General features: G+C 67.1%; 12 protein-coding genes. 6 read left to right on the top strand and 6 right to left on the bottom strand.

Annotated features, from left to right (window positions below):
• Positions 1-303, bottom strand: a 303-nt coding sequence (locus tag WS46_RS26485; protein ID WP_156443189.1) for an ATP-binding cassette domain-containing protein, incomplete at its 3' end; no start/stop codon positions are given.
• Positions 304-325: 22 nt separating this feature from the next.
• Entirely contained in the window at positions 326-2,083 is a 1,758-nt protein-coding gene (locus tag WS46_RS26480) for an ABC transporter permease subunit (protein WP_059692265.1), read from the bottom strand.
• Between the two features lie 505 nt (positions 2,084-2,588).
• Between WS46_RS26480 and WS46_RS26475 the strand changes: the two genes are divergently transcribed.
• Positions 2,589-2,855 carry a hypothetical protein gene (locus tag WS46_RS26475; protein WP_006398649.1) on the top strand — a complete coding sequence of 89 codons (267 nt, stop codon included), beginning with the start codon at positions 2,589-2,591 and terminating at the stop codon, positions 2,853-2,855.
• 40 nt (positions 2,856-2,895) lie between these two features.
• Here WS46_RS26475 and WS46_RS26470 read toward each other — a convergent pair whose 3' ends face one another.
• Together WS46_RS26470 and WS46_RS26465 are read right to left on the bottom strand one after the other, a co-directional pair.
• Complete coding sequence (locus WS46_RS26470; protein ID WP_059692264.1) at positions 2,896-4,212, bottom strand: ATP-binding protein; 1,317 nt, start codon at positions 4,210-4,212, stop codon at positions 2,896-2,898.
• Positions 4,196-4,921, bottom strand: coding sequence for a response regulator (locus WS46_RS26465; protein WP_059527468.1), 726 nt, complete (start codon positions 4,919-4,921; stop codon positions 4,196-4,198). Before WS46_RS26465 ends, WS46_RS26470 begins: the two co-directional genes overlap by 17 nt.
• 224 nt (positions 4,922-5,145) lie before the next feature.
• On the opposite strand from WS46_RS26465, the gene WS46_RS26460 reads away from it, so the two are divergent.
• Positions 5,146-5,697, top strand: a complete 552-nt coding sequence (locus WS46_RS26460; RefSeq protein WP_059692263.1) for a Spy/CpxP family protein refolding chaperone — start codon at positions 5,146-5,148, stop codon at positions 5,695-5,697.
• Positions 5,698-5,767: 70 nt separating this feature from the next.
• On the opposite strand, the gene WS46_RS26455 is transcribed toward WS46_RS26460, so the two are convergent.
• Entirely contained in the window at positions 5,768-6,466 is a 699-nt protein-coding gene (locus tag WS46_RS26455; RefSeq protein WP_059692262.1) for a pirin family protein, read from the bottom strand.
• A gap of 367 nt (positions 6,467-6,833) precedes the next feature.
• Between WS46_RS26455 and WS46_RS26450 the strand changes: the two genes are divergently transcribed.
• From WS46_RS26450 to WS46_RS26435, 4 genes are all read left to right on the top strand, one after another.
• The gene (locus WS46_RS26450) at positions 6,834-7,610 is read left to right on the top strand and encodes an ABC transporter substrate-binding protein (protein ID WP_059451025.1); all 777 of its coding nucleotides are present in this window, start codon (positions 6,834-6,836) and stop codon (positions 7,608-7,610) included.
• A gap of 227 nt (positions 7,611-7,837) precedes the next feature.
• Positions 7,838-8,527 carry an ABC transporter permease gene (locus tag WS46_RS26445; RefSeq protein ID WP_059527478.1) on the top strand — a complete coding sequence of 230 codons (690 nt, stop codon included), beginning with the start codon at positions 7,838-7,840 and terminating at the stop codon, positions 8,525-8,527.
• On the top strand, positions 8,524-9,237 hold the full coding sequence (locus WS46_RS26440; protein ID WP_059527481.1) for an ABC transporter permease: 714 nt from the start codon (positions 8,524-8,526) through the stop codon (positions 9,235-9,237). Before WS46_RS26445 ends, WS46_RS26440 begins: the two co-directional genes overlap by 4 nt.
• A gap of 18 nt (positions 9,238-9,255) precedes the next feature.
• Positions 9,256-10,035 (top strand): ABC transporter ATP-binding protein, encoded by a 780-nt coding sequence (locus WS46_RS26435; protein WP_059527484.1) that lies wholly within the window; start codon positions 9,256-9,258, stop codon positions 10,033-10,035.
• A gap of 55 nt (positions 10,036-10,090) precedes the next feature.
• Here the strand turns inward: WS46_RS26435 and WS46_RS26430 are convergent, their stop codons facing one another.
• Positions 10,091-10,588, bottom strand: coding sequence for a GNAT family N-acetyltransferase (locus WS46_RS26430; RefSeq protein WP_059692261.1), 498 nt, complete (start codon positions 10,586-10,588; stop codon positions 10,091-10,093).
• Positions 10,589-10,697 lie beyond the last annotated feature (109 nt).

Here is a 10,697-nt window from a genome sequence, read left to right as displayed (position 1 = left end):
CACCATCGCGACGCCTTCGGCCGGGCCGGTCAGCGGCTTGCCGAGGTAGGTCACTTCACCGCCGGTCGGCTCGATCAGCCCGGCGATGATCCGCAGCAGCGTGGATTTGCCCGAGCCGGAGCGGCCGAGCAGCCCGACGATCTCGCCTTCGCGCAGCGACAGGTTCGCGTCGTCGAGCACGAGCAGTTCGCCTTGCGTCTTGTTGAAGCCGCGGCAGACGTGATCGACGCGCAGGATTTCCTCACCGAGGCGCGGCGGCTGGGACGTCTGGACGGGGGCGTTTACAGCATTCGGATTGTGCATCGCGTTTCGCTCTCAATCGGTCTCAGTCGAGCCGCAGCTTCGCTTCGGCGAAGGCATACAGCGGGCGCCACAGCAGGCGGTTGAACAGGGTAACGAACAGGGACATCACGGCGATGCCCAGGATGATCTTCGGAAAGTCGCCGGCGGCGGTGGTCTGCGCGATATAGGCGCCGAGGCCGTGCGCCTCGATCCGGGTCGTGCCCCACTGCACCGCTTCCGACACGATGCTCGCGTTCCACGCGCCGCCCGATGCGGTGATCGCGCCGGTTACGTAGTACGGGAAGATGCCGGGCAGGATCGCCTGGCGCCACCACTGCCAGCCGCGGATCCGGAAGTTCGTCGCGGCTTCGCGATAGTCGTTCGGATAGGACGTCGCGCCCGCGATCACGTTGAACAGGATATACCACTGCGTGCCGAGCACGATCAGCGGCGACAGCCAGATGTCGGCGTTCAGGTGGAAACGCGCGATCACGATCACGAACACCGGGAACAGCAGGTTTGCCGGGAACGCGGCGAGGAACTGCGCGAGCGGCTGCAGCTTCTCGGCGAGTTTCGGGCGCAGCCCGACCCACACGCCGACAGGCACCCAGATCACGGACGCGATCGAGATCAGCACGACCACGCGCAGCAGCGTGATGAGCCCGAGCACGATCACGTGGCCGACTTCGGCCATCGTCACGCCGGTCGACACGAAGCTGACGACACGCCACACGATATAGGCCGTGCCGAGCAGCACGAGCACCGCCCACGCGATGTCGACGGTGCGCGACGCCTTCTTCTCGACCTTGGGCAGCGTGAAGCGCATCGCGCCCGACACCGGCAGACGCAGCGGAATCCGCGCGGCCTTCGCGAAGAACCAGCCGGCCGGCACGAGCAGTTGATGGATCAGGCGCGTACGGCGCACGAGGTCGAGCAGCCAGGATTGCGGCGCGTCGCCCGACGCGGTGTTCTCCATCCGGAACTTGTCGGCCCACGCGATCAGCGGGCGGAACAGGAACTGGTCATAGGCCAGGATCACCACCGTCATCGTCAGGATCACCCAGCCGATCGCGCCGAGGTTCTTGTCCGAGATCGCCTGCGCGAGATACGCGCCGATCCCGGGCAGCGTGATGGTCTGGTTGCCGACGGTGATGGCCTCCGATGCGACGACGAAGAACCAGCCGCCCGACATCGACATCATCATGTTCCAGATCAGCCCCGGCATCGAGAACGGCACCTCGAGCTTCCAGAAGCGCTGCCACGACGTCAGGTGGAAGCCGCGCGACACTTCGTCCAGATCGCGCGGCACCGTGCGCAGCGACTGGTAAAAGCTGAACGTCATGTTCCACGCCTGGCTCGTGAAGATCGCGAAGATCGCGGCCAGTTCGGCGCCGAGCACGCGGCTCGGGAACAGCGCGAGGAAGAACGTGACCGTAAACGAGATGAAGCCGAGCACCGGCACCGACTGCAGGATGTCGAGGATCGGGATCAGCACCATGCCGGCGCGGCGGCTTTTCGCGGCGAGCGTGCCGTAGACCAGCGTAAACGCAAGCGACGCGACCATCGCGGCGAGCATCCGCAGCGTGGTGCGCAGCGCGTATTCGGGCAGGTTCGACGGATCGAGCGAGATCTTCTGGGTTTGAAGGGTCCCGATCGGCGCCATCGTTTCATGAAAGCCGACGACCGCCATCGCGATCAGGCAGATGATCAGCGGGAACGCGATGAAGTCCCACCGGTTCGGCAGAACGCGCCACGCGGACGCGTTGGCGGTCCGGTTCGGATTGAAGAATCCGACGTCCATCAGGCGCCCTCCCCGGTAAGGCCGAACGAAGCCGGCAGACGATGTTGATTCATGGCAAAGCGCACGGGCGCGGTAATTCGACGCGGTAATTCGATTGATTCACGATCTGACGCCGGCGCGAGGCGCCGTGCGTGCACGCTGCGCCCCCGGCGCGGCGAGTCGGGCCGCGACGGCACGACACTACACCAACCTGTATTTCAGGTTCAACCGTCCGGGGCCGGCGCGGCGCCATGCGACGCGCGGACGGCGCACGGATCGTGCCCGGCACGCGGGCGAACAGCAGGCGTGCGATGCGGAGCAGCCCGGCCGCAGTCCTCCGGCCGGCATGCAGGCCCCGAATTATGCCGTGATCCGGGCCGGCCGGGAACCCGCCAGCCGCATGCGGACGCAAACCATGCCGGACGTCATCGGACGATTGCGGCGAAGCAGGTATGATCGGGGCTAGCCCCTGGCGTCGGTGTCGACCACAGCCGCCAGGGATCGACCGACCAGCGGGAGGAAGGGAATGGCAGGAAACTTGGTGATCGTCTGCCGCGATCAGGATGCCGATGCGTTCTACGAGCTGATGCAGGAATATGGGTCGTTCCAGACGCGGCTGTCGTCGACGGCATGGTACCTGAACATGAACGTCGTGCCAGAATCGCTGCAGGACGAGATTCTGGAGCGCCTTGGCCGCTATACGACCGTCTATATCTTCGAGGCCACGAGCGTGACCTACAACACCATCGACAGCAACGCCGCCGAGACGCTCGGCACGCTGTTCGGCGAATGATGCCGCGCGGCGCCTGCCCGGCAGGCGCCGCATCCGCCGCTTACGCGGCCTGGGCGTGCAGTTCGTCCTTCGGCACCACGTCGAACGGGAACGTCATCGCCACGCGCAGGCCGCCCTCGGGACGATTGCCGATCTCGCACGCCCCGCCCAGCCTCAGCACCAGCCGCTCGACGATCGCGAGCCCGAGCCCGCTGTGGCCATTGCCGCCGCGCGCGGGGTCGAGCCGCACGAACGGCCGTGTCGCGGCCGCCAGGTCGCGCGGCGCGATCCCGCCGCCGCTGTCGCTGACCGACAACAAGTAACCCGTCGGCGTACGCAACGTCTCGATGAGCACGGGTGGCGCGCCGTACGCATGCGCATTGTCCAGCAGGTTCGACAGGATCCGGTCAAGTGTCGCGGTCGGCAGGCGGAAACCTTCGTCGGCGGCCAGATGCGTCTGGACCGCCGGCGCGTTCGGTGCGACCGCGCGATAGCTGCGCGCGATCCGCTCGCAGGTCTGGTCGACCGGCACGGGCTCGCTGCGATCCGCCCCGCCGTGCGCGAACACGAGGAACTGGTCGACGATGTGCGACATCGAGTCGACATCGCGCACCACGCCGTCGCGCAGCCGTGCGTCGTCCATCATTTCGGCACGCAGGCGCATCCGCGCGAGCGGCGTGCGCAGGTCGTGCGCGACGCCAGCCAGCATCACCGCGCGATCGCTCTCGGCTTGTGACACCTGTTCCACCATCTGATTGAAGCCGTGCGTGAGCTGGCGCAGCTCGCGCGGGCCGCGCTCGCGCAGCGGCGGCACCGGCTGGCCGCGGCCGAAGCGCGCGACCGCGCGCGCCAGCGAACGCAGCGGCTGTTGCAGTTGCCAGGCCGCGAACAGCGCGGCGATCACGCCTGCCGAGAAGATCGTGCCGAGCCACAGCAGCATCCGGTCGAGCGAGCGCGGCGGGCGCAGCGGCTGCACCGGCACGACGATCCAGTTGCGGTCGGTCGGCTCCTTGACCCACAGCACCGGCGGGTGGCCCGGCGCGCCGATCTCGACCAGGGTGCCGGCCGGCATGCGCTCGCTCACGTCGTCGCGAAAACGCTTGAGCGGCGCCGGCAGATTCGAGCCTGCGCTCGTCGGCACGTCCGGACTGTCCGGCGACACCAGCCGCACCCGCGACGGCAGCGGCTGGTCGGGCGTGCGCTCGACGTGCTGGCGCACGGCGTCGACGAGGAAAGCGGCCTCCTCGACCGCGTAACGCGTCTGCATCTGACCGCGCTCGAGGCGCATCGCGAAGAACCACGCGAAGTGCGACAGGAGCAGCACGCCGACGACCAGCAGCGCCAGCCGTCCGAACAGTGAATCAATGGGTTTGCGCATGGGCCTCGCCGTCGGGCACGAACACGTAGCCGCGCCCGCGCACCGTCTGGATGAAGCGCGGCGTCGACGGATCCGTTTCCAGGATGCGGCGCAGGCGCCACACCTGGACGTCGATGCCGCGGTCGGTGCCGTCGTACTCGGGCCCGTGCAGCAGCTCGAGCAACCGCTCGCGCGTGAGCGTGCGCAGCGCGTGGTTCACGAAGATCTTCAGCAGCGCGAATTCGCTGCTCGACAGCGTTGCCGGCTTGCCGTCGACCGCCAGCGTGCGCGCCTGGAAGTCGAGCACGAAACGGCCGAACGCGAACGGCTCGCGCTGCTCGGGCGCCGCCGCCGACGGCGTCGCCCGGCGGCGGCGCAGCACCGCCTGCACGCGCGCGAGCAGCTCGCGCGGGTTGAACGGCTTGCCGAGGTAGTCGTCCGCGCCGAGTTCGAGCCCGACGATGCGGTCGACGTCGTCCGCGCGCGCCGTCAGCATGATCACGGGGATGTCGTCGCCGGCCGCGCGCAGCTGGCGCAGCGCGGTCAGGCCGTCCACGCCCGGCATCATCAGGTCCAGCACGATCAGGTCGGGCCGCTCGCGCTCGAGACGCTTCTCGAGCGTCGCCGCGTCGTGCAGCACGGACACTTCCATCCCCTGGCGCACGAGATAGTCGCGCAGCAGGTCACGGAGTTCTTGGTCGTCGTCGACGATGAGGATCTGGGTAGTCATGGCTCGAAGTTTACCGCGCGAGTGCGGAGTCGAAGAACGAAACAAAGGAACGAAAGGGTTACTGCGGGTTACGGCGCAAGGGAACTGTAATGCACCGTAACCCGGCAGCCACCCCGCGTAACACCCGCCGGGACACGCGCCGCTAACCTGCGTCTTACCGGATGCGGCACACGCGTCACCCGCGCACCGCATCGCCGGACCCTTTGGATACAGGAGTTTCTGAAATGTATAAGAAGACTTCCCGCGTGGCCATCGCGGCCGCCACCGTGCTCGCTCTCGCATTCGGCACCGCGCATGCCGCGCCGCCCAACGACATGCCGCCGCCGGGCGGCCCCGGCATGCACCAGATGCACGGCGGCCATGACGGCGGCCCGTTCGGCGCGATCATGAAACTGCACGATCAGCTGAAGCTCAACGCATCGCAGGAGCAGCAATGGCAGACGGCCGTCAACACGATGAAGCAGAACCATGAAGCGATGCGCAAGAGCCACGAGCAGATGCGCGAGCAGTTCAAGGCGCAGCAGAATCAGCCGATCCTCGACCTGAACGCGATGCACGCCGCCCGCCAGCAGGCCGAGCAGCAGAATGCGCAGCTGCGCGAGCAAAGCTCGGCCGCCTGGCTCGCGTTCTACAACGGACTGAACGACCAGCAGAAGACGACGGTCAGCACCGCGCTGAAGCAGCAGTTCGCGCGGATGGAACAGCGTCACGAGAAGATGAAGGAACGCTGGCAGGAGCACCGCGCGGCCAAGGCCGCGTCGGCGCCGGCGCAGTAAGCCGGCGGGCCGCCTCCCCGGGCGGCTTCGCAGGGGACGCGGGTACTCGGCCCGCGTCCCCTGTTTCGCTTCAGGCGACGTCGAACAGCAGCACCTCGGCTGCCCGTCCGCGTGCGAACGCGACCGCGTCCACCCTGGCGATCCGCGCGCCGTCGCCCGCGACCAGCGCGTGGCCGTTGACCTCCACGTCGCCACGCGCCACGTGCACATAAATGCCACGTCCGGCCGGCACACCGAATACCGCCTCCTCGTCACCGTCGATCAGCCCCGCGAAAATCCGCGCATCCGCACCGATCGACAGCGCGCCGTCGCCGCCGTCCGGCGACGCGACGAGCCGCAGGCGGCCGCGCTTCTCGTGGTCGGCGAAATGCCGCTCCGCGTAACCGGGGCGCCCGCCGCGCCCGGCCGGCTGCAGCCAGATCTGCAGCAGATGCAGCACCCGGTCGCGCGACGCATTGGTTTCACTGTGCATGAGCCCCGTGCCGGCACTCATCCGCTGGATGCCGCCGGCCCGCACGATGGCGCCGTTGCCAAGGCTGTCGCGGTGCGCGAGCGCGCCGTCCAGCACGTAAGTGACGATTTCGAGGTCGCGGCGCGGCTGCATCCCGAAGCCGCGCGTCGGCGCGATCCGGTCCTCGCTCAGCACGCGCAGCGCGCCGAACGGCGGATGGGCGGCCTCGGCGTCGTCGACAGGCGGAAAGCTGTGACTCGACTCGAGCCAGCCTTGGCGCGTGTGGCAGCGGTCGGCGGCGCGGCGGATCTGGAACATGGGGCGGGCACTCCGGCAGGCAGACATTCTTTCTTCGGGTTTACCTGCACTGTAGGGGCGCGCCAAGCGCGCCACAATCCGCCGCCCGCGCACCGCATCGTTGCACCCACGAATCCAATCGGCGCAATGCTCGTTGCGAATACCACGATTGCCGCAACGCCCGGATCGAAGAATCCATCGGTCGCGCCGGATTGCCGTTTTCCGGGTATCGCGTTCGGGTAAAATACCGCCCTTTTGGCGTTCGCCCGTCCGGCGAGCGCCGTTGCCCGCGCGCCGAAACACGAATTTTGGCCGTCTAGAATACGCCGCGGCGCCCGGCCCGACCGGCCGCGAGCGCCCCCCGGAAGTGAGCGACAAAAGGATGGAAATGAAGAAGGCCGCCCTGTGCGCCGCCCTCGCCCTCGTGGCGGGCAGCGCCTTCGCGAAAGAATGGAAGACCGTGCGGATCGGTGTCGATGCCAGCTACCCGCCGTTCGAGTCGACCGCGCCGAGCGGCGAGATCGTCGGTTTCGACGTCGATCTCACCAAGGAAATCTGCAAGCGCATCAACGTGAAGTGCGTGTGGGTCGCGCAGGATCTCGACGGGATCATTCCCGCGCTGAAGGCGAAGAAGTACGACGTCATCGTGTCGTCGCTGACCGTCACGGACAAGCGTCGCGAACAGATCGACTTCTCCGACAAGGTGTACGACGCGCCCGCGCGGATGATCGCGAAGGCCGGCTCGCCGCTGCTGCCGACGGTCGCGTCGCTCAAGGGCAAGCGCGTCGGCGTCGAGCAGGGTTCGACGCAGGAATCCTACGCGAAGGCGTACTGGGAACCGCAAGGCGTCACGATCATTCCTTACCAGAACCAGGACCAGGTCTATGCCGATCTCGGCTCGGGCCGCCTCGACGCGACGCTGCAGGATGAACTGCAGGCCGACTATGGCTTCCTGCGCACGCCGCGCGGCAAGGGCTTCGCGTTCGCCGGTCCGGAAGTGAAGGATCCGAAGACGATCGGCGACGGCACCGCGATCGGCCTGCGCAAGGAAGACACGGACCTGAAGCTCAAGATCAACAAGGCGCTGGCCGACATGCACAAGGACGGCACGTACGACCGGCTGTCGCACAAGTATTTCTCGTTCAGCGTCTACTCGGCTCGCTGAGCGCAGACAATGACGGGAAGCGGATGCGGGGGCGCCCCGCGTCCGGCAGTACAGGCAGTCCACCACGCGCCGCCCGCCCCTCGCCCGCCGCTCCCCGCGACGGGCTGGCCCGGCACCGTTGCCGGGGCGGACGGTCATGATACGCACGGGGCGTTCCGCGCAGCTTGGCGGGCGCGTCTTTCGCGGCGCACCGCGTGCGCCGTCCGGGACCACACCAGGGACCACATATGTTTCTACAAGGCTACGGCCCGCTGATCCTCGCAGGCACCTGGCAAACCGTCAAACTGGCGGTGCTTTCGCTCGCGCTGTCGTTCCTGCTTGGCCTGCTCGGCGCGGGCGCGAAGCTGTCGCGCAACCGCTTCACGAACGGCGTCGGCACCGTGTACACCACGTTGATCCGCGGCGTGCCGGACCTCGTGCTGATGCTGCTGTTGTTCTACAGCCTGCAGATCTGGCTGAACATGGCGACCGACGCACTCGGCTGGGACCAGATCGACATCGATCCGTTCCTCGCCGGCGTGCTCGTGCTCGGCTTCATCTACGGCGCGTACTTCACCGAGACCTTCCGCGGCGCATTCCTGTCGGTGCCGCGCGGCCAGCTCGAGGCCGGCAGCGCGTACGGGATGACCAACTGGCAGGTGTTCACGCGAATCATGTTCCCGCAGATGATGCGCTTCGCGCTGCCGGGCATCGGCAACAACTGGCAGGTGCTCGTGAAGTCGACCGCACTGGTGTCGATCATCGGTCTCGCGGACGTCGTGAAGGCGTCGCAGGACGCCGGCAAGGGCACGCTGCGGTTCTTCTTCTTCACGCTCATCGCCGGTGCGGTCTACCTCGCCATCACGACGATCTCGAACTTCGTGCTGATTTGGCTCGAAAAGCGCTACTCGACCGGTGTCCGCAAGGCTGACCTATGATCGAACTCATCCAAGAATACTGGCGCAACTACCTCTACACCGACGGCTTCCGGATCACCGGCGTCGCGATCACGCTGTGGCTGCTGGTCGTGTCGATCGGCCTCGGCTTCTGCCTGTCGGTGCCGCTCGCCGTGGCCCGCGTGTCGAAAAGGAAGTGGCTGTCGGGCGCGGTGTGGCTCTACACGTACGTGTTCCGCGGCACGCCGCTCTACGTGCAATTGCTGCTCTGCTACACCGGCCTCTACAGCCTGCAGGTCGTGCGCGGCACGCCGCTGCTCGACGCGTTCTTCCGCGACGGGATGCACTGCACGCTGCTCGCGTTCACGCTGAACACCTGCGCGTACACCACCGAGATCTTCGCGGGCGCGATCAAGGCGACGTCGTACGGCGAGATCGAGGCCGCGCGCGCATACGGGATGTCCACCTTCACGATGTATCGCCGCGTGATCCTGCCGTCGGCGCTGCGCCGCGCGCTGCCGCTCTACAGCAACGAAGTGATCCTGATGCTGCACGCGACCACCGTCGCATTCACCGCGACCGTGCCGGACATCCTGAAGATCGCGCGCGACGTGAACTCGGCGACCTACATGTCGTTCCACGCATTCGGGATCGCCGCCCTGCTCTATCTCGCGATCTCGTTCACGCTCGTGTGGCTGTTCCGCCAGGCCGAGCGTCGCTGGCTCGCGTATCTGCGCCCGCAAGGCAAGTAAGTTTTCGCAGGACTATTGATGAATTCCCAGACTCAAAAGCTTTTCGTCGACGATCTGCACAAGCGGTACGGCGACAACGAGGTGCTCAAGGGCGTGTCGCTGAAGGCGAACTCGGGCGACGTGATCAGCGTGATCGGCTCGTCCGGTTCCGGCAAGAGCACGATGCTGCGCTGTATCAACTTCCTCGAGCAGCCGAACGCGGGCCGCATCATCGTCGACGGCGAGGAAGTGCGCACCACGCCGGACAAGACGGGCGCGCTGCGCGCGGCCGATTCGAAGCAGCTGCAACGCGTGCGCACCAAGCTGTCGATGGTGTTCCAGCATTTCAATCTCTGGTCGCACATGAACGTGATCGAGAACGTGATGGAAGCGCCCGTCAACGTGCTCGGCATCCCGAAAAAGGAAGCCGAAGATCGTGCGCGCGAGTATCTCGAAAAGGTCGGTCTCGCGCCGCGCGTCGAGAAGCAGTATCCGTCGCACCTGTCGGGCGGGCAGCAGCAGCGTGTCGCGATCGCGCGCGCGCTGGCGATGCATCCGGACGTCATGCTGTTCGACGAGCCCACGTCGGCGCTCGACCCGGAACTGGTCGGTGAAGTGCTGAAGGTGATGCAGAAGCTGGCCGAGGAAGGCCGCACGATGATCGTCGTCACGCACGAGATGGGCTTCGCGCGCAACGTGTCGAATCACGTGATGTTCCTGCACCAGGGGCGCGTCGAGGAGGAAGGCGTGCCGTCCGAGGTGTTCGCCAACCCGAAGAGCGAACGCCTGCGCGGGTTCCTGTCGGGCAGCCTCAAGTAACGCGCGCGACGCGCGACGACACGCGAACGGGCGCCACGCGGCGCCCGTTTTGCGTTTACACGGCGTCCACCGGTGCGCCGTCGGCGAACGCGCGCAGCGCATCGCCCGCGAGTCGGTAGCGCACCCATTCGCTCTGCGGCGCCGCGCCGACGCTTTCGTAGAAGCGGATCGCCGGCTCGTTCCAGTCGAGCACGCTCCATTCGAAGCGCCCGCAGCCGGTGTCCACGGCGATGCGCGCGAGCGCCTTCAGCAGCCGCAGCCCGGCACCCGCGCCGCGAAAGCGCGGCGATACGTACAGATCCTCGAGATACAAGCCCTGGCGGCCGAGCCACGTCGAATACGACGAGAAATACACGGCGAAGCCGGCCGGCTCGCCGTCGACCTCGCAGATCAGTGCGCGCGCGGGCGTTCCTTCGCCGAACAGGCTGCGCTCGAGCGACGCAGGTGTCGCGACCACTTCATGCTCCGCCTTCTCGTAGATGGCCAGCTCGGTGATGAAGCGCAGGATTTGCGGCACGTCGGCGACGGTGGCGGAACGAATTTCGATTTGCACGGTGAGGGGCCCTCCTTCGGCCCGGACTGAAAACGGAATGCGGCGCCCGCGCAAGCGCGCCTGGCGCCGGACAGATCGACATGCTACGTTCGCGGTTCAACTGCAGGAA

Source organism: Burkholderia sp. RF4-BP95, assembly GCF_001521985.1.
GTDB classification, from domain to species: Bacteria; Pseudomonadota; Gammaproteobacteria; order Burkholderiales; family Burkholderiaceae; genus Burkholderia; species Burkholderia diffusa.
Note: the sequence above shows the minus strand (reverse complement) of the source record. Positions and strands in the feature narration are given on the sequence as shown.